Origin of the sequence: Delftia sp. SD018, from assembly GCF_017355445.1 — a bacterium.
Taxonomy (GTDB): Bacteria; Pseudomonadota; Gammaproteobacteria; order Burkholderiales; family Burkholderiaceae_C; genus Comamonas; species Comamonas acidovorans.
In genome coordinates this window covers 25109-46882 of the sequence record NZ_JADDRN010000037.1, presented here as the reverse complement: position 1 = coordinate 46882, position 21774 = coordinate 25109, and the positions used below count along the sequence as shown (strand labels likewise).

Below are 21774 nucleotides of genomic sequence, written 5' to 3'. Positions count from 1 at the left end.
AGGCGCAGCGGGAGCTGCGCCTGAGCGCTGTATCATCTCGTCCAGGTGCTGAACACACCTTCACAGGCGGACCGCCACACTCCCGAAAGCAGTGGCTTTTTCACGTCCATACGATTCGTGCGCTTGCGCGCATGCGTTTTATGGCCGGGTAGCGCGCAGCTATACAAGACTCTTCGGGGGAAATCTGCGGGCGGCCCTGTGACCGTGTTCAAGTACCCGGCCACCTCTCTGAACAGGAGGTGTAGTTGGACGAACTCACAGGAGGTCTTATGGCTGCTTTCTTTGCGGGCGTGTCAATGCCCGAACTCTCTCCCAGTCCTTTGCATGGCCCCGTGCTTCTAGCGCATGGGCATTCCTTTGCTTCAGTCGCCAAGCGCGCTCATTGAGGAGTTGCCATGCTGTACTTTCAACTTTCCGAGCCGGAGTACAACAGCCTGCGGCGCGTGCAGGATCAGTTGGGGCTGATTTCCAGTTTGATTATTGGCGCCTACCCAGGGCATGCCTTGGAGCCGGTGACTCCTGGGCAATTGCTTGCGTTTATTCAGGCGCAGGAAGAGGTGCTTGAGGGGGTGATGGGGGGAGTTAGTGAGCGCGGGTTGGTTAGAGGAGCGGATTGACTGGGGTCTGCTCTCTGGGCGGCGAGGTGTTTTATGGCGGTATGTATACGTGGTTTTTTGGATGTTGTTCAAGGAAAGAGGCCGTGCGGAGAAGAGTGTTGTTGAGGGAATTTCTCGGTGGGAGATTCAACCGGCCAAAACAACGCAATCATCAAACATCCCAGCAGATGCTCTGAACCCATGCGTCTTCCTGTGGCGTCGGTTCGATTTCCTTGCAATCGTCTCCAGGCCCGCTTGTGAGTGGTCTGTAGACCAAGCCATTTGAAAAACTAATACCAGAGCAGTCCGTTGACGTTCTCGTTGGTGTCCCGCTAGCATGAATGGTGCGGGGGCGCAGAATTACACTTGGTGTCTGTCGACGACATAAAGTGCTAGTGCCTTACTAGCTCCATACCAATATCACAGGTCAATAAGTAATATCGCTATTGCTGCAGACTTCTTACAGCTTGGTCAAAGCCGCAGCATTTTTCTATTAACTTGAACAGCATCACATGGTGTCAAAATTCTCGATCTGGCTGTAGCCATCGCAGAGCGGCAAATTTTGTGCCCAACTCACTAGCGTGGACCAACTGGATTCCCCTCGGTACGGTAGACCGTGGGCCGTCCAGCCTGCAGAGTTGAAATACGAGCTCTATCAAGAACTGAAATCTTTCTCTTTCTTCTAAGAAGAAAATGTATCGATAAAACCGAGTAAGTCAGTAGCAGTATGACAAATATTGCTTCTTTTATAATTATTGGGGATTTATCTTTGATAAATATTCAACAGAAAGTTTATGCTATATTTATATAAAACATGAGTCATATAATTTTAGGTAAGATTTGAATTTATCAAATAAATCTCTTGCTTAATGTAAATTTTCCGCCGTTAAAACATTTAATTTCGTGATAAGAATTTCCAAGGTGTACATCGTAGAAATTTATTTCTGAATCATTATTACTGTAGCTGCTTACCTTTCCTTTAGAAAATTTTGGTCCAAATTGATCTAGCCCTTTAGAAAAGGTGATCTGTATTCTTTGACCAAAATTTATGAATCTATCATGAATTTTTGCTGCTGTAGATGCATCTATCCTATAGAATTTTATATTGCTGAACTCTTTGAAAATTTGCTGTAGCTTCGCCACCGAAAAGCAATTCTCATCTTCTTTAAATAGAAAAACTTTTATATAGTTGCCTGCCTTGCATTTTTTTGCGAAGTAGTCAATTAAGGCGCAGCTTTTTTCATTTATATACTGATCATAGATATATACATTTGCCTCTAAGGATAGATATTTGTCGAATATGTTGAACCCAATTTTTGTCGAGTCATCTAATACCAGAGTTTTGTAAGGATTACTCTGCTGGTGGCTCGATGAAAGATATTTTTTTACATGGACATTATCAATGTAAGGCTGGTTCCACGGACCGCATACCTTCAGTGAGGTAATACGCTGGTCAGTGATGTAGCTCGCTAACGCATAATGATCAAGATCCTTGCCGTTGCCAACTAAGGAATTATTTGCAATATCAGAATTGCCGAATTTTGAAATAAGAGATTGATGGTGTAGGCCGCTGATCCAGTCTTGATAATATTGATTGCCATTTAGGATTTTATTGTAATCCTGCAAGATCTCATCATTTACTGCAATTTTATTTGTATTTAGCACGCCAGTTTCATACTGATTTAAAGATAGTTGCTTTGTGAAAATTTCGACTAGGGCATCGGTTGAATATACAATTCTCATTTTTCTGCCAGCATTTGCATAGTGAATTTATAGGCTTGATCGAAAAATCCCGGCGGCCATTTATCTATCAAATCCCCTTTATCATCTAGTCTCATCTTTTTTATTACAGCCTCTCCAATTTCGTTTTCGTTGATATAGAGGATGTCCACATCCTTGTTTGAAATTGTGGGCTCAGCACCGATTTTTCCACTTCTGTGCACAGCGAGTTGAAGCCCTCTAATTAGGTGTTCACTATGTGTCTCTATAAGATATTTTCTGGCTAATCCTCTTGATCCAAGAAGAATGGATGCTAGCTTGGTTTGGATCTCTGGATGTAAATGTAATTCTGGTTGTTCTAAGATTAGCCTCTGGCCGGAATTTAAAATATTTGCTTGAGTTAATATCGGTAATATTTGCGATATTCCAAAACCAACATCCGAGATGGATTCTTCTCGATCTGAATCCGCCTCTCTTATACGTATCTTTGTTAATTCATCCGCTCTTTTTACAATAATTTCTTTAGAGAGCAACTCTTGAAAATCTCTATTTATTTGATTGAATTTTTGTTTCTCTTTATTGTGGCTGAATAAATTTGTCAAGACGCTAGCTGTATTTTCACCTGAGGCTCCAACATATCTTATTTGTGAATTTCTAACGTTGTATCGCGCTGGCTTTTCTCTCAAGGGGCCAATGTATGTGAAGTTATCGTCGATGCAAACCTTGACGGTTTTCATTAATTCGTCAAATAGGGTAAATATGAAGCGGGAGTAAATGGCGTCTGAAATGTTATCCGTGACGGCTTCAAAATTAAATTTGTCGGAAATTCTATATATTCTCTTTTTTGCGCCAATAGCTTTTCTTCGACTTTGTTCAAAAATATCGATAAAGAAAGAATTCTTTGAGATGTTATTTAAATCATTTACATCGATAGTGTATTCTCTTGAATTCCTTCCGGCGCGCGCTGTCTTTTTTCCTCTGACATTAAATGACGCTTTATTGTGCGCCGAATGGATGTCAAAGAGAATATTTGTGAGGCAAGCCTGATCGGATTCGGCGTCAAAGCTGTAATTGATCGTGAAATTTATTTTATCGACAGGAGCATCGAGTAGTGATCCAAAGCTCTTGCTAGGTATTGCTATTTCACCTTCATATGAGAAATCATTTTCTTGCTCGTGATTATGAATATAGTCGCCATAAGTTCCTAGATCAACGAGCGACCCACGAGCAAGAAAAACATCACTTTCATTTTCAATCGAAAACGTTTGCTTTAATGCTAATATTGATTTAATTATTGATGTCTTTCCAACGCTATTTGGACCAACAAGAACTATAATTTTTTTCTCAAGATCAATTGTTATATTTTTGAATTTTTTGAAATTTGTAAGCTTTAATGAAGATAGATGCATGGATGGTGTATTTTTAAATGATTGATGAAAATATACTCTGTGGATTGAGTGCTACTATATTGCAAAGCTATCATAGGTTTATTTTCGGTATATGGCTATAAATTGATCATTGCCTTACTTTATCTTATAAAACCATATGAAATTACCGACCGTTAAGAATTACCCATAAGTTAGCGACAACTTGAATCCTGGGGCATAAACCAATCTGCTTACTCCCCCAACACTAAGTCCCGAACACTCGCAAAACGCCTTCCCCGCCGAAGCTCCCCGCTTTGCCACGCGCGGAACTATGGCTTGCCTCCCTTGAGGACGGCCAGGTATTTGGGGAAACAGCCGGCTGCACGGTGTCAAAAGTAGGCTCAGCCTTGAAGGACTCGGTCCCGGGTTAGCCGTCTGATCTTTGACTACCGCACCCACTCCGGTCTGGGTCGTTGCCTCCTGCAGCAATTTCATTAGAGCAGCCCCATCCAGGATCTGAATATTTTGCCCCGCAGCAAACGCCACAGCTTCCTGAGTGAACCGGCCAGAAGTCACCACAAAGCCGGCAGCGGCCCCATCAGCCGCCATGACTCCATAAAGCTCGCGCACCGTGGAAACGCCCACCTTGAAGGCTTTCCACTGCTTGCATTGCACCAGTGTCTTTTCGCCATCCTTCGAGAGGACCAGGTCCACGCCACCATCGGGCCCGCCGCCGCCGGTTTCCTTGACGCTGTAGCCGCGCCGCCGAAATCCCTCACCCACCAGCATTTCGAACTTCCGCCATGACATGTTCTGCAGCGCATCCGCGCTGGAACTGGCCGAGGTGGTTTCGAACAACTGGCTGCGGCGGCGCTTGCGCACGGCGGAAATGGCCGCGCCGGCCAGGCAGATGAGGGGCAGGATGTACTGGCCACCGGTAGCCAAGCCCTGCCATATGGCCGTGGTGGCCAATTGGCCTATTTGCTGTGGGTTTTGCGCTGCAGGCAGGGGACGGATGGCAATGGAGTGCAGCACCATGTAGCTGGTGAGAGCCAATGCAATGCCGGCCCACCAGGGCAGCATGGCGATCAGATCCATGAGGTCTTCTGCCGTGCTGGTCTTTCGTTTTCTTGCCACTCCCGCTCCTCCAACGTTCAAATTGCCGAACATTTTGCAACATTTATGGGAGAGGCGAATTCCTGTGCCCATGGGTGCGGTGAAATCAAGAGAAATTGACACTGATGATGTCTTCTGGCTGGCGATGAATGTGTGCAATGCGCTATTGATTGCATAGCAGGTGGTGTATGCCTGGTCTGTGAAATTCCTTGCCTTGTCATTTGGGGCAATGGATTGATCGTGCTCATTGCCATGGGTCGCGCAGGGGACAGGCGCCATTGGGTGTGAGAGAGCAGTCCGGCGGCTGTCCTTATCTCCAGTGCTGTATGAATTTGTGTCACTTGTTTGGGGGACATACAGGGCCATGGCGGCTACCTAGCATCCGGTCGACTGGAGCGCAAAAGGAGGGCGGGCGATGACTGCGGTGCGGTCATTTCTTCAACGCCGCCGCTTGTTTGCACACCGATTCGAGGCCGAATCCGGCCTTTCACCATCAGGAGCCTTCGCCATGTCCGACCCTGCAAATTCAACGAATGCATTCACACCGTCTGCCGATATCTACAAGGGAATCTCCGTTCTCAGTTCAGAGGACTGGATCGGGCTGACGACGTTCTTTGAGTCTGCAGTCACCGACAACCCGACCACCACGGAGCTGATGCGCGCCATGCTGGGCATGCAGATGCAGGATGCTTTCAGGCCGGAGTTTTCCGAAGCGGTGGAGTTGTTCGTCACCCTCAAGGGTGTCGGCCAGAAGTTCAAGGCCGATGTGCAGGACAAGATGCTGGCCCTTGCCGACGATATCGTTCAGTACAACGATGTGGCGGCAACCACCTATGAACGGCTGATCGAGCTGGTGGACCGTTTCGATCTGGAGGGGGCGCCCACCTCATCGGCGGAGCCGGCGGTGGAAGCGAAATGGAAGGCCCTGGTCAAGGTTTGGGAAAGCGATACGCCCAGCGGGCGGTCGGAGCAGATCAAGCGCAATTTCAGCAGCGCGCTGGAGCAGTTGATTGAAGACGCCAATGCGCGCTCGGTGCGTGCCTTCGCGCTGCAGAACTCCATTCTTGACAACGGCAACGGAATACTGATGCGCCTGAATGCCTGCAAGACCGCATTCAATGGACAAAAGCAGAAGTTCACGACCACTCTGGGCGCCGAGGGTGCTGCCAACCAGAAGCTGAAGGCCGCCGTGGAGAAGCTGGAGAACGACTTGAAGGCCCTGCGCCGCAAGGAAAAGGATGAAGTCATCGTGCTGTCCACGTCTCCGGCCTATCTGGCCATTCCGCTTTTCGGGCCGCTGATTCTGGCGGGGGTGGATATCGGTGTGGGTGCGGACCTTGCGGTCACGCGCAGGAAGATTGCCGAGAAGGTGGATGAGGTGAGAACCATCCAGGCCACGATGGCTACGAACGAGCGCTTCATCGGCTACTACAACCGAAGCAATGATCGCTTTGACAGCATCAGCAAGAGCATCGAAGACCTGGGTCCCAAGCTCAAGACGCTGGGTGAGGCATGGCGTGCGATTTCTGCTGATCTGGGCAACATACACAAGGTCTTGAGCACCACCGGCCGCAAGTCCCTGCAAGGGGAAAACTGGTTCAGCCTGACGGTGGTGCTGGGCACGGCCAAGAAGGGCTGGGCGCGTGTCGCCGGACAGGCAGACCATTTCCGCCGCTTTGGCGGCACGCCGAAGAAGGCGCAGAGCGTGGACCAACTGGTGGAGCTTGCCAGCAAGAAGGCAGCCTGAGCGATCTGCTCCGGCCTTTGTCCAACCGCTGCACAGGTGCAGTGCCTTACCTGGAACCACCCGCCATGACTTCAGCAATGACTCCCGCGCTCACTGCCGCGCTCACTGCCGCGATGACTCCCATTGAATTGCGAACCCTGATCGATCGCTACAGAGCCGAGGGCCTGGTGCCGCCAGGGCCGCTGGTCTGCAGCGGTGGCCGGGCGCCGGACGGCAGCTTCAATCCCTTCGGCATCGTGGCCGATCTGGTGGTGGACCTGAAGGTGTTGCTGGACGAGGCCGACGCGGCTGGCCTGCAGGCGCTGGACATCCATGCCGATACCGTGGTGGTGCCCGAGGGGTTCGACAGGCGGCTTGACGGTGCGGTGCGGCGGCTGACGGTGGTTGCCCGCCGCATTGTTTCCGAAGGCACGACGGTTCTGCGCATGCTGCATGACGCGGACAACGAGCTCAGCAGGGTGCGCATTTTCGTGGAAGCCGTGGAGGGCCGGTTCACGCTGTACGGCGGCCCCACGCGCGACACCCCTTATGCGCTGGAGGGGGCCTGGGACACGGTGGCGCGGCCGCAGTTCAGCAATTTCCTGTGGCAGGACAACCGGGCTGTGGTGAAGCACACCCCCGTGCCGCCCGGCCTGCTGGAGCATGGCGAGCCGATGCACAGGGTGCTGGCCGCGCTGTTTGCCCTGAGCGCCGGCATGGCGGGCAGGCCCGGCCACAGCGCGGCCGAGCTGGCGTTGTGCCATGAGGCGCTGGCCTGGATCACGCGCTGGTCAGGGGTCGAGTCCGGGTTTGGCGAGTTGATCCAGGCGGCGGGTTCACTGCAGCGTCTGCTGCCGGTCATGGGTGTTGACGGGCTGGCCAAGCCGATTCCTGATCTGAGCGCCGGCAGCTATCTGTCGCTGGCCAAGGCCCGGCAGGAGGTGATGGCGGCCATGGAGGCCCACCTGCGCAGCCTGCGCGCCAGCGGCGAGCTGGCAGGTGCCGTGGGCAGCGTCGCGCAGGCGTTTGCCGACCGGGACACCTTGGACCTCAAGACGCTGGAGGCACGTTGCACCGAGCTGGAGCAGCGGTTGATTCAGCAGATCGAGGCCCTTGACCGCGCCGCACGCACGGTGCGCCAGGAGGAGCTTGAAGCGGAACTTGCCGCCATGCGGCTCAAGCTTGAAAGCGACGTTGCCCAGATCGTGCGCACCGTGAAGATGAGCCTGGAAATCGCCTTTGGCGTCATTGCGGTCGCGGGCAGTGTGGCGGCCCTGTGCGTGGGCGTGCCGCCCGACCCGAAGGCGCTGACCGAGACCGGTCAGAAAGGCGTGCTCGGCCTGAAGGATTTGTACGGGCAGGCCAAGACGCTTGGCGGCAGCATAGACGGCCCGCTCAAGGCGCTGAAGGCCCTGGGCCAGTCGTTTGCCATTCCACTGCAATGGGCCAGGCACAACTCCAGCACGCTCAAGAATCTGGTGGATCCCGCCAAGGGCGCATTGAATGCGGTGCTGCCGGTGATCCGTGGGCCGCTGGGCGGGCTGGATGTCGAGGGGATTTCCCGGGAACTGGGCGACACCATGCGTGCACTTGCGCTCATGCCGGATGCCAATGAAGCCAAGGCCGCCTGGACGGTGCTGGAAAACGATGCAGTCAACCGGCTGGATCTGGTGCTTGCCACGGAAGGCACCGAGGCGGCCGTGCGCAACGCTGCCAACACCCTCAAGACACAGGTGCAGAAGGTGGCCGTCTATGGCCGCCTGCTGGCAGAGCAAAGCGCATCCAAGAATGCCATTGCCCGTGAGCTTGCCACGCTCAAGCTGGAATACGTTGCGGTGATCGGCAAGCGCAAGCGCCTGCAGGCGCTGGAGCAGCAGGCGCTGACAGAGCTGGAGCGCAGCGCGCGGCTGCAGGGGGAAATCACCCTCAGGGCAGAAAGTGCGCGCCGCGGCTTCTTCGTGGACTGCTTCGGGGTCCGCGCCGCACAGGCCTACGAGACCGGCAAGCAGCCCGGCCACCGTCTGTCGATGCCGGGCACGGCCGCTGCCATGGCAGATGCACACGCCACCCTGCTGGCAGACCACGCCAGCGCGCAGGCCGCCAATGCGAGGACCCAAGGGGATCTGCGGCGGGAATTGCGGGTCACTGACGCCGCGCTGCTGCAGCAGCTGGCGCATGGACAGCCCATCAGCCTGTCCATTGCCACCAGCCATCCGGCACTGGCCAGCTACCGCCGCATCCGCCTTTCGTCGGTGCAGGCCTGGCTGGAGTTTGCCGATGCCTCGGCCCAGCGCATCAATATCGACATGGTGACCGGCAGCGACTTTCACGACAGCACAGGCAACGGGGTCGAGAGGCTTTTCTGCTCGCCCCTGAAGATCAACTTCACCTACGCCGGCGACCAGATCGAGTTCTCGCAGCATCTGGGAGATGTCTGCCCGACGCCGTTCACGACGTGGCTGATCGAAGTGCTGGAGCCCCGACGGATGCCGGCAGCGCCTCGGGCCCTGCGCCTGTTGATGGCCGGCACTGCTGCCAAATGACCCGGCTTCTGTGGCTGCCCGCCGCTGCCACGGCGCTGTGCTGCGGTGGCGCCATGGCAGCGAGCTGCCGCGTCGAAGCCGAGCCCGCGCATGAGCCAGTCGCACGGCAGGTATGGACCGATATCGCCGAGTTCTCGTTCCTGACCGGGCTGGATCTTGACGATGCCAGCGGCCGCATGACGCTGGTAAGGAGCCTGGAGAGCATGCAGTCGTTCCCTTCGCTGAAGGCGGCATCGGCCGCTTGGGGCACGCTGCGTGCCCGTATCGACGGGCTGGCCGATACGGTGCAAAAGCTGGGGCAGGCCGTCGGGCGTTTGCAGCAGCTGTGCGACCAGCTGGATGCCGTTTCGCTGGCCCCCGACGCACCGCTGGACGAGGCCCGATGGAATGCGGGTGTCGCAGCCGTCGAGACGGAGATGGATACGGCCATTGCGGCGGCTGCACCCGTCGTGGCGCAGCTGGAAAGTCATGCCTCGCTGCTTCGCGTGGCCGCCGCGCACCATGCCAGGCAGCCGCCACCGGCAAACGCGGTGGTCCGCCTTGGGCCCGCGCCGCAGGCGATGGCAACGGAATTCAGCACCCTGGCATTGCGCTGGCGGGCCGTGGCCTCCGACCTTGCAAATGCTCGCCACATCTTGCCGGTAAGGCCGGTGCGTGGTTCATCCGCGCCCTTGATCGCCATGACGGCCGCCATGCGGGAACTGGCACGGATCTCCGCCGAGGCGCACGCGCTCTCGGCCCAGCGGCTCAGCAATGCGGAATTTCGGCGCTACGAGACGGGCGACTACCTGTACGACCAATGCCCCATGCTCAAGGACCGCCAATGGGTCGGGCTGCAGAACCTGTACTGGAGTGAAAGGCGCAACGCGGTAGCGCTGCTGCAGGGCACGGGCCTTGTGTCGCCTCCGGGGCTGTTCAACGTCGCGCCATTTCAGATCTCCGTCCCGGCCATGATTGTGGGCGCCGACAGATGGAGGTTCCTGCGCACCGGCAAGGGCTACTGGCTTGTCCAGAATGCGGCGTTCGGACCGGGCACCATGGCGCTCGATGTCACCAGCGTGGCCGGGAAACCGTACCTTGAACTGAAGATGACGGCGTCAGCGGGAGACTCCCCACGCTTCAGCGGCCAGCAATGGCGCTGTGCGCCCAGCGACCTGCCGGGCCAGTTCCATCTCTACAACCGCTTCCTGTCGGATGCCATCGTGCTGGATACGGCCAATGACAATGGCATTGCCGTCATGCTGCCGGCCACCAGCCGCTCCTCTGGCCAGTATTGGCGTGTGATCGAGCGGTAAGAGGTACTTGGGGGCAGGACCCCCTTGATCTCAACCGCACTTGAGGTTGCATGCTCCAGGCTTCTCGTCGCCATGGCACTGCGCCATGGCCGGCGCAGACCCTGCAACCAAGAAGCATCCATGCCCCATCAAGATTCCCTCACGCTGGACGATCAGGTCCGGCCGACGACCGCCGAGAGCTGGTCCATCCTGTCCTCCCCCTACCGCCTGACGACGATCGGCATCGTCTCGCTGGTGGCCTTGATTGCCTTTGAGGCCCTGGCCGTGGCCACCGCCATGCCGGCCGTGGCCCGCGCGCTCGATGGGGTGCCGCTGTATGCGGTTGCCTTTGGCGTGACCCTGGCCACCAGCGTGGTGGGCATGACGGTGGCCGGCGGCTGGTGCGACGCGCGCGGGCCGGCGGCGCCGCTGTGGTCTGGCATGGCGTGTTTTGTGGCGGGGCTGCTGCTGGCGGGCTTTGCGCCTTCCATGCCGGTGTTTCTGGCGGGGCGGCTGGTTCAGGGGCTGGGGGCCGGTGGCATGTCGGTGGCGCTGTATGTGCTGGTGGGCCGGCGGTATCCCGAGGCACTGCGGCGGCGCATTTTTGCGGCGTTTGCCACGGCCTGGGTGGTGCCCGCGCTGGTGGGACCGGCGTTGAGCGGCCTGGTGGTGGAGCACCTGGGCTGGCGCTGGGTGTTCCTGGGCGTGCCCCTGCTGGCCTTGCCGGCCGGGGCGATGCTGCGCCCGGCGCTCCAGGGCCTGGGCGGCCATGGCCAGGGCATGCAGGGCGGTGTGCGGCGCGGGCTGTGGGCCCTGGGCGCGGCCACGGGCATCTGCCTTCTGTATGTGGGCGGGCAGAGGCAATCGGCGGGCGCCTTGGGGGCGGTGGCGGTGGCCGCGGCCTTGTCGCTGGTCTGCACCTGGAAGCTCTTGCCGGCCGGCACGCTGCGCGCCGGGCGCGGGCTGCCCAGCGTGATCGCCTTGCGCGGTCTGGTGTTTGCAGCATTCTTCGGGGCCGAGGCGTTCCTGCCGCTGGTGCTGGCGCGCGAGCACGGGCTGTCAGCGCCCATGGCCGGGCTGGTGCTGAGCGCGGGTGCGCTGGGCTGGTGTTCCGCCTCCTGGTACCAGGGACACAGCCGCAACGGGTGGAGCCGTCACCGCTTCCTGCGCGTGGGCACCAGCGCGGTGCTGGCGGGCGTGCTGCTGACGGCATCGGTGGCCTGGCCGGCCGTGCCCGTGTGGGTGGCGGTGGTGGGCTGGATCGTGTCGGGGCTGGGCATGGGCCTGCTGTCGGCAAGCCTGTCGGTGCTCACGCTGTCCATGTCCGCACCCGGCGAGCAGGGCGCCAACAGCTCGGCCCTGCAGCTGTGCGAGGCCATTGCCGTGGCGGCCACCTTGGCCATTGGCGGATCGCTGTTCGCGGCCTTGCTGGAGACTTCGGCCCAGGCGGCCTATCTGGCGAATTTTGGGGTTGCGGCCGGGGCGGCGGTGCTGGCGGCGGTGATCGTGGGGCGAACGGATACGCGGCAGGTGTTTGTGGGGTGAGGGTGCCGGCTTTGCCATCACAAAGATCGCTGGATGAGTGTTTAAGCCTGGCTCTGTAGGACGTGCGCGCAGGGGCTGGCGCGCCCCGGGACCACGCCTTGCCCTGTGGCGCCTGTGCTGTGATGGCGGCTTGTCCAACCAACTCACAGGAGAAACACATGTCCGAGAAAACCGCTTCCGTCCATTGGGAAGGTGCAGGCAAGACCGGCCAGGGCCGCATCAGCACGGAGACCGGCGCGCTCAAGGACCATCCCTACGGGTTCGGCAGCCGCTTCGGGGATGACCGCAAGGGAACGAATCCCGAGGAGATCGTGGGCGCCGCACATGCGGCGTGTTTCACGATGGCCTTTGCCTTTGCCTGCGAGAAGGCGGGCATCGCCACCGAGATGCTGGACACCACGGCCAAGGTCCGGCTTGCCAAGGATGGCGAGGGCTTCAAGATCGACCGCATTGCCCTCACGCTGCAGGCCAAGGTGCCCGGCATCGACGATGCGCAGTTCCAGAAAATCGCACAGGAGGCCAAGTCCCAGTGCCCGCTGTCCAAGGCGCTGGCAGGCGTGCCCGAGGTGACCCTGGTGGCCACGCTGCTGCATTGAACGCGCAGGCCCTTTGGGCCTTTGCCGCGTGGTGACGCGGCCTCAATCCTCCAGTACCAGCCTTCCCCGCATGGGCAACGCATGCGAGGGATACGAGCAGAAGTAGGTATAGCTCTCGCCCTTTTGCAGGCGCGCCACGGGGAAGGTGACCGAGGCATGCTCGCCGCCCGACAGCATTTGCGTGGCGGCGATGACGCGTGCGTCGGCGTGGTCCACCCAGGCCCGGTCGGGACCGGCGCGCAGGCCGTCGGCGATCACGGCGTCGATGTCGGCGCTGCGGGCCAGCACCCAGTTGTGGCCGGCTTCCTGCCATGGCTTCTTGCCGGTGTGGACCAGGTGCACGGTGAAGTTCTCGCAGCGCGCGCTGACGCGGATTTCGGCCAGGCTGAAGCGTTTGCCGGGCTGGCCTTCAATGGTGGTTTCGCAGGCGGGATGGGCCACGCTGGACGCGGGCGTGGGGTGGGCATGCTGGGCCTGGGCGTTCAGGCAGAAGGCGGCCAGCAGGGCAGCGGCGGCGGTGATGCGGGTATGCATTCGGAAGCTCCAAAAAAGCGGATGGATCTGGAATCGGGGACCGGGCTCAGGCCGCAGGCGTCAGCCCGTCCACGATGACCTGGGGCAGACCCTGGGAGCAGGGCTCCACCCGGGCCTGCACGCCGTAGACGCGGGCCAGCAGGGCGGGGGTGACGGCTTGGGCGGGCGGGCCGTCGGCCAGCAGCTGGCCTTGCTTGAGCACGATGACGCGGTCGGCGTGGCGCAGGGCTGCGCCCAGGTCGTGCAGTACGACCAGGGTGGTCATGCCGTGGCGGCGCGTTTGCTCGCGCACCAGCTGCATGACGTGGAACTGGTGGTTGAGGTCCAGGGCGGACAAGGGTTCGTCCAGCAGCAGCACGCGCGGTTCGCGGATCAGGGCCTGGGCCAGGCCTGCAAGCTGGGACTGGCCGCCAGACAGCTCATCGAGGTGGCGCATGGCCAGGTGGGCGATGCCCAGGTGCTCAAGCAGGGCGGTGGCCTGGGTGACCGCATCCGGGGAGCCGGCCTGCAGCGGGCGCGTGGCGTGTGGCGAGGCCTTGCGCGCGGCCAGCAGTGATTCGATGACGCGCAGGTGCACGGCGGCCGGCAGGGCCTGGGGCAGGTAGACGATGCGGCGCGCGCGCTCGGCCAGGCTGGCGTGCTGCAGTTCCTGGCCTTCCAGCGTGATGCTGCCCTGGGCGCGCACCAGGCCGGCCAGGGCACGCAGCAGGGTGGACTTGCCGCTGCCGTTGGGCCCCAGCACCACGGTGAGCGTGCCGGCGCGCAGCGGGGCGATGTCCAGCGATTCGATGACGCGTCGGCGCCCGTAGGCGACGCTGAGACCCTCGATCTGCAGACCATCTTGCGTGAGAGGTGGCAGATAGGTGGGTGCGAAGTGCGGGGTATTCAGGGAGGTGTTCAGGGTGGTGCTCATGTCCGCCCCCGCGTGCGCAGCACGATGGCCAGGAAGAAGGGAATGCTCACCAGCGAGGTGACGATGCCCACCGGGATGATCACGCCCGGGATCAGCGTCTTGGACGCCACCGAGGCCAGCGACAGCACCAGCGCGCCGACCAGGGCGGCGGCGGGCAGGTAGAAGCGGTGGTCATCTCCCACCATGCGGCGCGCGATGTGCGGTGCCACCAGGCCGATGAAGCCGATGCTGCCCACAAAGGCCACGGACAGCGCGGCCAGCAGGCTGATGCGCAGCAGGGCGCCCAGTCGCAGTCGGCGCACGTCCACGCCAAAGCTGGCGGCACGGTCCTCGCCCAGGCGCAAGGCGGTGAGGCGCCAGGCGTTGAGCAGCGAGAACGGCAGCACCAGGGCCAGCGCGGCGGCCAGACCGGCCACCTTGGGCCAGGTGGCGCGCGAGAGGCTGCCCATGGTCCAGAAGACCAGGCCCTGCAGTGCCTCGGCCGTGGCCACGAACTGCAGCAGCGAAACCAGGGCGTTGAAGCTGAACACCAGGGCAATGCCGAACAGCACCACGCCCGATGCGCTCATGCCGCCCCAGCGCGCCACCAGATCCAGCAGCAGGGCCGAGGCCATGGCGAACAGGAAGGCGTTGGCAGGCACGGCCCAGGCCGTGGGCACGCCGGGCAGGCTCCAGTCCAGCACGATGGCCAGGGCCGCGCCGAAGGCGGCGGCCGAGGACAGGCCCAGCGTGAACGGGCTGGCCAGCGGGTTGGCCAGCACGGTCTGCATCTCGGCGCCGGCCAGGCCCAGGGCCAGGCCCACGGCCACGGCCATCAAGGCGTAGGGCAGGCGAATGTCCCAGACGATGACGCGCAGCGCAGGCGGCGCCTGGTCGGCATGGCCCAGGGTGGCGATCAACTGGTCCAGCGCCAGCCCGGAGGGGCCGGTGGTGAAGTCCAGCAGCAGCGCGCCCACGATGGCCGCAGCCAGCAGGGCCAGCACCAGCACGCGCAGGGCGGTCAGGCGCCGGTAGCCCCTGGCCAGCGGTGCTGCATTGGCGGCCGGGCTGGCGAGCTCCACGGGCAGGTCGGCGGCCATGTTCATCGCGCGGCTCCGCTGGCCGCTGTGGCCGCTGCCTTGGCAGGTGCATCGCCCCAGAAGGCGCCGTGCATGGGCAGGGCGGGCAGGAAGCGGCGGTTGATCTCGTCCAGTGTGGCCTGGGGGTCGATGTCGCCAAAGCGCTCTGGGTAGAACCACTTGGCCATGGCCTCGACGGCCAGGATGTTGGTGGGCGCGTCGTAGAAGTTGTGCCACAGGCCGTGGGCGCGACCCTGGCGAACGGCGCCCAGCACCTCGAAACCGGGGCGCGCGGTCAGCGCCTGCAGGCTGGCCGAGAGGTCGGCCGGTGCCACGCCGCTGCCGGCCTTGAGCATGAGGCGGTTGCTCTGCGGGCGGCTGCCGGTGGCGATGTAGACCTCGGGGTCGGCGGCGATCAGGGCTTCCTGGTGCATGTCGCCGATGGCGCCGGGCACCTTGCCGGCCGCGACGTTTATGCCGCCGGCCGCCTCGATGAACTCGCCCATGTTGCCCTTGCCCACGGTGTGGCAGCAGCCGTCCCAGACGCCGGCCAGCAGCTCGGCGAAGACGCGCGGGCGCTGGCTGGTGGGAATGCCTTCCACCCGCTGGCGCACCTGCTGCAGGTGCTGCTCGTAGAAGCGCGCATAGGCCTCGGCCTGTTCCTCGCGGTGCACGGCCTTGCCCAGGATGCGCATGCTGGCCAGGGTGTTGCGCACGGGCTGGGCGCGAAAGTCGATGAAGACCACGGGCACGCCGGCCTTCTTGAGATCGTTGACCAGGCCGCTCTGGCGCCCCGGCCCATGTCCGCCCAGGCCGAAGATGGCGATGTCAGGCCGGGTGGAGACCGATTGCTCGGCGCTGACGCTGTCTTCCGAGGTGCGGCCGATGACCGGAATGCGGTCTATGGCCGGGAAGCGGCGCCGGTAGTCGGCATAGCCGTTGGGGTCGGCGAAGGGCAGCTCGCCTTGCCAGCCGGCGATGCGGGCCAGGGGCTGATCACCTTCGATCAGGGCCAGGGCGTAGAGGAAGCGGCCCTCGCCCAGCAGGATGCGGTCCACCTTGGCGGGGATTTCGACCGTGCGGCCGACGATGTCGACCACGGTGGTGGCCGGTGCATTGGCAGCGGTGCCGGCAGGCGAGGCCGCAAGCGCGGAGGCGGACAGCAGGGCGGCGGCGCAGGCTGCGGCCAGGGCCAGCAGGGCGCGGCGTGTGGGGAGACGTTTGGTGGATGTCATGGTATGGCCCCGGCTCAGAAGGACAGGTCCAGGCCCGCCGTGTAGGTGCGGCCCGCGCCCGGCACGCCGTAGAGCTGAAAGCCATCCAGCGAGGCGCCGATGCGGCTCCAGTAGAAGCGGTTGGTGAGGTTGTTGATGTTGAAGCGGGCCGTGAGCTGGCGGTTGATGCGCCAGCTCAGCGCCAGGTTCTGCACGAAGTAGCTGGGCGCTTTTTCGTGGTCGGCCACATAGATGGGGTGCACGCCGTTGGGGCCGTTGACGGTGCTGGACGTATTGTTCTGGCCGCCCACCATGGCGTTGTCCGTATAGCGGCGCTCGCCCACGTACTGCGCGCCCCAGCTCAGGGTGACGGCGGGCGTGACCAGGAAGGAGGTCCAGACGCTGCCGCTCCAGTCGGGCACGTTCCTGGCCTCGGCACCTTCGTTTGCGCCCTTGGTGAGGCGGCTCTTCAAGTGGGACAGGCCGGCGTACACCGACCAGCGCGACGTGATCTCGCCCTGGGCGCCCAGCTCGAAACCCTGCACCCGCTTGGCGGGCAGGGCGCGCACGGGCGAGATGCTGTCGGGGCTGTACTCCCACGATTCACTCAGCTCGGTGCGGAACACGGCGCCGGTCAGCGACAGGCGCCCGCCCAGCACGTCCCACTTGCTGCCTGCCTCCCAGGTGCGCGACAGGGCCGGCGCATAGGCCAGCTGGGCGGCCGTGCCGTAGACGCCGTTGTTCGTGGTCACGCCCATGGCCGAGGGCTGGGCCGCGCGGCTGTAGGAGACATAGATGGAGCCCTCGCTGGCTGGCTTGTAGACCAGGCCCAGGCGGCCGCTGAGCGCGCCGTCCGTGCGGCTGGCGCCGCCGTTGTTCGCCTGCCAGCGGTCGTAGCGCAGCGCCGTCTGGGCCTGCCAGCGCGGCGAGAAGGTGATGGTGTCGTTCACATACACGCCCGCGTTCTGCACCGTGGCGCGCGCGCTGCCCGCGCCCACCATCGTGGGCGTGCCCGGGAAGATGGTGGCCGGATTGGCCATGTCGAAGCCCAGCGTGCCCGTGGGCAGGTCCATGCTGCGCTCGCGGTCGCCATAGGTCTCGCGGTACAGCTCCAGCCCTGCCGTGAGGTCGTGCTTGAAACCTGCCGTCTCGAAACTGGTGCGCACATCGGTCTGGTTGTTGGCGATGGTGTAGCGCTTGGACACTGGCACCGAGGCCAGGCGCAGCGAGGCATTGGCGCCCGTGGTGTCCACCAGGCCGTAGTCGCCATAGGACAGGATGCCGCCCGGCGCCGTCACCAGCCCGCCCAGGCCCACATAGCCCAGCGAGTTCTTGCTGCTGCCGCTGTTGAAGCGCGCGGGCGCCAGCACGCTCCAGTTGTCCGAGCGCTCGTAGCGGAACTGGTTGCGCACCGTGGTCGTGGGCGAGAGGTCATGCTCCACGCGGGCCGTCACCATATCCGTGCGCGACTGCTGGGTGTAGAGGTTGGAGGCGCCGTACCAGGCATTGCGCGGCACGCCCGGCATCACCTGGCCACCCGTGCCGCGCTGAATGGGCAGGCCGCCATCGGGCGTGTTGTCGTCCACCTGGTGGAAGACGTTGACCACGGTGCGCGTGGAAGTGCCCAGGCCGTGGGCGAACGAGGCTGCCACGCCGTAGCGGTCATAGTCCACCCCGTTGCGGCCGGCCACGTCGTTCTGGTGCTTCATGAGGTTCAGGCGCACGGCGCCGGTCTCGCCCACGCTGCGGTTCAGGTCGGCCGTGGCGCGGCGGTAGCCATCGCTGCCCACGCCCACCGAGCTGTTGTAGAACGTGTCGCGCCTGGCTTCCTTGCTGACCAGGTTGACGCTGCCGCCCACGGCGGACACGCCAGACTCCACCGAGCCTGTGCCTTTGTAGACCTCGGCCTGCTCCAGGTTGAAGGTGTCGGTGCGGCTGGCCATGCCGCCGTCGCGCACGCCGTCGATGGTGATGGCCTGCTCGGCCGAGAAGCCCCGGATGGTGAAGAAATCTCCCCAGCCCAGATTGCCCTCGCCCGAGGTGAAGGTGATGCCGGGCACGTTCTGCAGCACCTCCTGCAGGCTCTGGGCGTTTTGCTCGCGGATCAGCTCGGCCGGCACCACGCTGATGCTTTGCGGCGTGTCGCGCAGCGGCTGGGTGAGCTTGGGCGACTGCACGGCGGCGGGCTGGTAGGCCGGCGCCTCACGCGTGGAGCGGACCTCGACCGTGCCCAGGGGCGATGCCGGAGCGGCCGCAGTCTGGGCGACGGCCAGGGTGGAGAAGGCGCCCAGCGTCAGCGCAAGGCTGGTGGACAGGGCCGGAGGGAAACTGTTGGAGTGCTGAGAGGACATGGCGACGAATCACTAGAATGAAAATCGTTCTTATTGACGAGCAGGACTCTAGTGACGCGACAGCGCAGACAGGCCAGCGGCCGCCGGGCAAATGCAATGCTCCATTGCACAGGCCGCCGCCACAACATTCCATTACAAAACGCCGTGCGCCAATGCAATCCATGAGCGCACCAGCCGCCGCATCCCCGGCCGCCCAGGGTCCGCGCATCCTGGTGGTGGACGACGACCCCGACATCCGCGAGCTGCTGTGCGACTATCTGCGCGCCTCGGGCATGCGCCCGGCCGCCGTGGGTGACGGCCAGGCCATGTGGGACTGGCTGGGCCGGCATGCGGCCGACCTCATCGTGCTGGACCTGATGCTGCCCGGCACCGACGGCCTGGCCCTGTGCCGCAGCCTGCGCGAACGCACCCACATCCCCGTGGTCATGCTCACGGCGCGCGGCGCCTTGCTGGACCGCATCCTGGGCCTGGAGATGGGTGCGGACGACTACCTGCCCAAGCCCTTCGATCCGCGCGAGCTGCTGGCGCGCATCAAGGTGGTGCTGCGCCGCGTGGCCCAGGCACCGGCGCCGGCCAGCGAGCCGGAGCATCTGCCCGTGCTGCGCTTTGCCGGCTGGACGCTGGACATGCGCGCGCGCGAGCTGCGCTCGCCCCAGGCCGTGCTGGTGCCGCTGGCCCAGTCCGACTACCGCGTGCTCTGCGCCCTGGCCAGCAACCCGCACCGCACGCTGAGCCGCGACTACCTGGCCGACCATGTGTTCGGCCGCGAGCGCCAGGCCCAGGACCGCGCCATCGACGTCTGCGTCAGCCGACTGCGCCAGCACCTGGAAGACCCCGCGCGCCAGGCCAGCCTGATCCGCACCGTGCGCAACGCCGGCTACGTGCTGACCTGCGACGTGGTGCCGCAGGCATCGTGATGGCTTGGATGCAGGCCGGCGCGCTGCTGCGGCGCCTGTGGCCGCAGACGCTGTCCGGGCGCGTGGCCCTGATCCTTGTGGCCGGCATGCTGGCCGCCCAGGCGCTGACGGGCACCATCTGGTGGGAAAGCCGGCGCAGCCAGCTGCTGGAGGTGCCGCTGCGTCTGCTGGGCGCGCGCGCCGCCGATTCGCTGCTGCTGCTGTCCTCCCTGCCGCCCGAGGCGCGGGCCGCCGCCGTGGGCACGCTGAGCACGCAGGGCTACCAGCTGACCCTGATCGATGCGGCCCGTGCGCGGCGCCTGATGGAGGACCTGGCGTCCGCTCCCGCCGATGCGGCCGACGCCATGGCCGGCGATCTGCTGGCCGATGTGCTGGCACGGCGCGTGGGCGCGGCCGTGCCGTTCCACTTGCTGGCGCTGGAGCTGCACGGCGGCGCGGAAACCCTGCTCACCGCCCATGAGCCCGAAGCCCATGTACGCATGCTGCTGGGCCTGGGCAACGGCCAGTGGCTGCAGGTACAGGCCGTGGAGGGAGAGGCCGGCTACCCCGTCAGGCCCTACTGGGCGCTGGCCGACTACGTGCTGCGCATCTATCTGCTGCGCATCATCGTGGTGGTTGTGGTGGCTCTGCTGGCCGTGCGCCTGGCCATGCGTCCGCTGGCGCGCATGGCCAGCGCCGCCGACGCGCTGGGCAAGGACCTCAAAAGCCCGCCCCTGCCGCTGGACGGCCCGCGCGAGGTGCGCCAGGCGGCCCAGGCCTTCAATGCCATGCAGCAGCGCATCGCCGATGGCGTGGCCGAGCGCACGCGTTTCTTTGCAGCCGTCTCGCACGACCTGCGCACGCCCATCACGCGGCTGCGCCTGCGCTCGGAAATGCTGGAGCCCGAAGCCCTGCGCGACAAATTCCGCCGCGATCTGCAGGAGATGGAAGCCATGGTCACCGCCACGCTGGACATGCTCACCGGCGCCGACGCGCGCGGCGAGCGCCAGGCGCTGGACATCAACGCCCTGGTGCAGGGCGTGGCCCAGGACCTGGGCGAGGCGCATGAAGTGCACATCCCCATCACGGGCCGCGCGCTGCGCCCGCTCGATTGCTATCCCCACAGCCTGCGCCGCTGCCTGCAGAACCTGCTGGAGAACGCGCTGCGCTATGGCCGCGACGCCGAACTGCGCATCAGCGACAGCGACGATCTGCTGCGCATCGACGTGCTGGACCGGGGGCCGGGCATTGCCCAGGAGCAACTGGCCCAGGTGCTGGAGCCGTTCTACCGCATGGAGGCCTCGCGCAACGCGGGCTCTGGCGGGTTTGGCCTGGGCCTGTCCATTGCCGATGCCGTGGCCAAGGCGCATGGCGGGCGCATTGTGCTGGGCAATCGGGAGGGGGGCGGGCTGGAGGCGATGCTGGAGCTGCCGCGCAAGACTCCTGCCCGCTGATCAATCCTGGGCCATGAAGCCTTTGCCGCAATCGCCGCAGATCAGGTTCAGCCCCGGCTTTCCCCAGACATTGACGGGCGCGGCGCAACCGCCGCAGCGGTACTTGACGCGCAGGGACTTGTTCACGGGCTGCACCATGGTCTCGCCGGTGGTGGAGCCCGGCACCGCCACGGAGGTGCCCACGGGCCGCACGGCTTCGGCCAGGGCGGGCACGGAGGACATGGGCGGCTGCGTGCCTTGCATGCCCTGGATCTGCGTGGCCATGCTCCACTGGCCCGTGACCACATGCTCGATGGCCGGGAAGCGGTCGTACCAGCTCAGTTGGAAGCGCGTGGTCAGCAACTGCTCGCAGGCCGCGAGGAAGGGGCCGCCCGCAATGGCGTAGTCGGCCATCATGTCGCCCGTGCGCCGGCCGCCGGGCCGGCCCGTGGACGAGGGCATGAGGCCCAGCGATTCCAGCTTGTCCGCCCATTCCTCGTTGTGGTAGCGCGCGCGGCCCGGCTTGCCGAAGTGGTGCTGCCACAGGTGCGTCATCTCATGCACCAGGGTCTGCAGCGTCTCGATGATGGGCACGGCCGCGAAGTAGGCGGGGTTGAGCGCAATCTCGTCCGTGGTGCTGCCATCCAGCGACGCAAAGCGCGCCGCAGAGAAATAGCCGCAGGTGCGCTTTTCGCGCTGCAGCGTAATCAGGCAATGGGGCAGGGCATCGTCGAACAGGCGCTGGTTGAAGTGCTCGTAGGCCTGCTGCAGTTCGGAATAGGTTTCGCGCGTGGGGACTGCGCGCGAAGAGGAAAGGGAAGATGCAAGGGAAGAGGCAGTGGCCGAGAGCATGGCTGGATTGTGCAATACAGCCATGCCGCCATTGGCGAGTT

Annotated in this window: 17 protein-coding genes; 8 read left to right on the top strand and 9 right to left on the bottom strand. The window is 62.8% G+C overall.

Features of this window, described 5'->3' with window-relative positions; all coding sequences use genetic code 11:
* Window positions 1-395 precede the first annotated feature (395 nt).
* The gene (locus INR38_RS25885; RefSeq protein WP_207444233.1) at window positions 396-617 is read left to right on the top strand and encodes a hypothetical protein; all 222 of its coding nucleotides are present in this window, start codon (window positions 396-398) and stop codon (window positions 615-617) included.
* Window positions 618-1445: 828 nt separating this feature from the next.
* On the opposite strand, the gene INR38_RS25880 is transcribed toward INR38_RS25885, so the two are convergent.
* The 3 genes from INR38_RS25880 to INR38_RS25870 all read right to left on the bottom strand — a co-directional run bounded on the left by INR38_RS25880 (window position 1446) and on the right by INR38_RS25870 (window position 5164).
* Window positions 1446-2339: an MIT C-terminal domain-containing protein gene (locus tag INR38_RS25880; protein ID WP_207444234.1), complete on the bottom strand. Its 894-nt coding sequence runs from the start codon at window positions 2337-2339 to the stop codon at window positions 1446-1448.
* Window positions 2336-3724, bottom strand: coding sequence for a DUF3696 domain-containing protein (locus tag INR38_RS25875; RefSeq protein WP_207444235.1), 1389 nt, complete (start codon window positions 3722-3724; stop codon window positions 2336-2338). Before INR38_RS25875 ends, INR38_RS25880 begins: the two co-directional genes overlap by 4 nt.
* Window positions 3725-3883: 159 nt before the next feature.
* Complete coding sequence (locus INR38_RS25870; protein ID WP_347566772.1) at window positions 3884-5164, bottom strand: restriction endonuclease; 1281 nt, start codon at window positions 5162-5164, stop codon at window positions 3884-3886.
* Window positions 5165-5306: 142 nt separating this feature from the next.
* Between INR38_RS25870 and INR38_RS25865 the strand changes: the two genes are divergently transcribed.
* The 5 genes from INR38_RS25865 (at window position 5307) to INR38_RS25845 (ending at window position 12482) form a co-directional block, all read left to right on the top strand.
* A complete protein-coding gene (locus INR38_RS25865; protein ID WP_207444236.1) occupies window positions 5307-6545 on the top strand; it encodes an alpha-xenorhabdolysin family binary toxin subunit A in 1239 nt (412 codons plus the stop codon).
* Between the two features lie 113 nt (window positions 6546-6658).
* Window positions 6659-9067 (top strand): hypothetical protein, encoded by a 2409-nt coding sequence (locus INR38_RS25860; protein WP_242699194.1) that lies wholly within the window; start codon window positions 6659-6661, stop codon window positions 9065-9067.
* Window positions 9064-10362 (top strand): hypothetical protein, encoded by a 1299-nt coding sequence (locus tag INR38_RS25855; RefSeq protein WP_207444238.1) that lies wholly within the window; start codon window positions 9064-9066, stop codon window positions 10360-10362. Before INR38_RS25860 ends, INR38_RS25855 begins: the two co-directional genes overlap by 4 nt.
* 120 nt (window positions 10363-10482) lie before the next feature.
* The gene (locus tag INR38_RS25850; RefSeq protein ID WP_175403274.1) at window positions 10483-11886 is read left to right on the top strand and encodes an MFS transporter; all 1404 of its coding nucleotides are present in this window, start codon (window positions 10483-10485) and stop codon (window positions 11884-11886) included.
* A 158-nt stretch (window positions 11887-12044) separates the two neighbouring features.
* Window positions 12045-12482 (top strand): OsmC family protein, encoded by a 438-nt coding sequence (locus INR38_RS25845; protein WP_016447025.1) that lies wholly within the window; start codon window positions 12045-12047, stop codon window positions 12480-12482.
* Window positions 12483-12524: 42 nt separating this feature from the next.
* Here INR38_RS25845 and azu read toward each other — a convergent pair whose 3' ends face one another.
* Genes azu through INR38_RS25820 form a run of 5 tightly spaced genes read right to left on the bottom strand, consistent with a single transcriptional unit; the run spans window position 12525 to window position 18552 of the window.
* Window positions 12525-13016 (bottom strand): azurin, encoded by a 492-nt coding sequence (gene azu / locus INR38_RS25840; RefSeq protein WP_207444239.1) that lies wholly within the window; start codon window positions 13014-13016, stop codon window positions 12525-12527.
* Window positions 13017-13062: 46 nt separating this feature from the next.
* Entirely contained in the window at window positions 13063-13929 is an 867-nt protein-coding gene (locus INR38_RS25835; RefSeq protein ID WP_242699193.1) for an ABC transporter ATP-binding protein, read from the bottom strand.
* Entirely contained in the window at window positions 13926-15014 is a 1089-nt protein-coding gene (locus tag INR38_RS25830) for an iron ABC transporter permease (RefSeq protein WP_207444240.1), read from the bottom strand. Before INR38_RS25830 ends, INR38_RS25835 begins: the two co-directional genes overlap by 4 nt.
* Window positions 15011-16222 (bottom strand): ABC transporter substrate-binding protein, encoded by a 1212-nt coding sequence (locus INR38_RS25825; protein ID WP_207444241.1) that lies wholly within the window; start codon window positions 16220-16222, stop codon window positions 15011-15013. The genes INR38_RS25830 and INR38_RS25825 overlap by 4 nt, the downstream gene beginning before the upstream one ends.
* 14 nt (window positions 16223-16236) lie before the next feature.
* On the bottom strand, window positions 16237-18552 hold the full coding sequence (locus INR38_RS25820) for a TonB-dependent siderophore receptor (protein WP_207444242.1): 2316 nt from the start codon (window positions 18550-18552) through the stop codon (window positions 16237-16239).
* A 152-nt stretch (window positions 18553-18704) separates the two neighbouring features.
* Between INR38_RS25820 and INR38_RS25815 the strand changes: the two genes are divergently transcribed.
* Entirely contained in the window at window positions 18705-19469 is a 765-nt protein-coding gene (locus INR38_RS25815) for a response regulator (RefSeq protein WP_013802320.1), read from the top strand.
* Window positions 19469-20902 carry an ATP-binding protein gene (locus INR38_RS25810; protein ID WP_207444243.1) on the top strand — a complete coding sequence of 478 codons (1434 nt, stop codon included), beginning with the start codon at window positions 19469-19471 and terminating at the stop codon, window positions 20900-20902. The genes INR38_RS25815 and INR38_RS25810 overlap by 1 nt, the downstream gene beginning before the upstream one ends.
* On the opposite strand, the gene INR38_RS25805 is transcribed toward INR38_RS25810, so the two are convergent.
* Entirely contained in the window at window positions 20903-21733 is an 831-nt protein-coding gene (locus INR38_RS25805; RefSeq protein WP_207444244.1) for a SprT-like domain-containing protein, read from the bottom strand.
* Between the last annotated feature and the right edge of the window lie 41 nt (window positions 21734-21774).

Bases quoted from the DNA above. Each gene is read 5' to 3' on its own strand.
- INR38_RS25845 (WP_016447025.1), top strand. From the start codon at position 12,045: ATGTCCGAGAAAACCGCTTCCGTCCATTGGGAAGGTGCAGGCAAGACC.
- INR38_RS25805 (WP_207444244.1), bottom strand. From the start codon at position 21,733: ATGCTCTCGGCCACTGCCTCTTCCCTTGCATCTTCCCTTTCCTCTTCG.
- INR38_RS25835 (WP_242699193.1), bottom strand. From the start codon at position 13,929: ATGAGCACCACCCTGAACACCTCCCTGAATACCCCGCACTTCGCACCC.
- INR38_RS25875 (WP_207444235.1), bottom strand. From the start codon at position 3,724: ATGCATCTATCTTCATTAAAGCTTACAAATTTCAAAAAATTCAAAAAT.
- INR38_RS25865 (WP_207444236.1), top strand. From the start codon at position 5,307: ATGTCCGACCCTGCAAATTCAACGAATGCATTCACACCGTCTGCCGAT.
- INR38_RS25830 (WP_207444240.1), bottom strand. From the start codon at position 15,014: ATGAACATGGCCGCCGACCTGCCCGTGGAGCTCGCCAGCCCGGCCGCC.
- INR38_RS25850 (WP_175403274.1), top strand. From the start codon at position 10,483: ATGCCCCATCAAGATTCCCTCACGCTGGACGATCAGGTCCGGCCGACG.
- INR38_RS25825 (WP_207444241.1), bottom strand. From the start codon at position 16,222: ATGACATCCACCAAACGTCTCCCCACACGCCGCGCCCTGCTGGCCCTG.
- INR38_RS25810 (WP_207444243.1), top strand. From the start codon at position 19,469: ATGGCTTGGATGCAGGCCGGCGCGCTGCTGCGGCGCCTGTGGCCGCAG.
- INR38_RS25870 (WP_347566772.1), bottom strand. From the start codon at position 5,164: ATGGCCCTGTATGTCCCCCAAACAAGTGACACAAATTCATACAGCACT.
- INR38_RS25885 (WP_207444233.1), top strand. From the start codon at position 396: ATGCTGTACTTTCAACTTTCCGAGCCGGAGTACAACAGCCTGCGGCGC.
- azu (WP_207444239.1), bottom strand. From the start codon at position 13,016: ATGCATACCCGCATCACCGCCGCCGCTGCCCTGCTGGCCGCCTTCTGC.
- INR38_RS25860 (WP_242699194.1), top strand. From the start codon at position 6,659: ATGACTCCCATTGAATTGCGAACCCTGATCGATCGCTACAGAGCCGAG.
- INR38_RS25815 (WP_013802320.1), top strand. From the start codon at position 18,705: ATGCAATCCATGAGCGCACCAGCCGCCGCATCCCCGGCCGCCCAGGGT.
- INR38_RS25855 (WP_207444238.1), top strand. From the start codon at position 9,064: ATGACCCGGCTTCTGTGGCTGCCCGCCGCTGCCACGGCGCTGTGCTGC.
- INR38_RS25820 (WP_207444242.1), bottom strand. From the start codon at position 18,552: ATGTCCTCTCAGCACTCCAACAGTTTCCCTCCGGCCCTGTCCACCAGC.
- INR38_RS25880 (WP_207444234.1), bottom strand. From the start codon at position 2,339: ATGAGAATTGTATATTCAACCGATGCCCTAGTCGAAATTTTCACAAAG.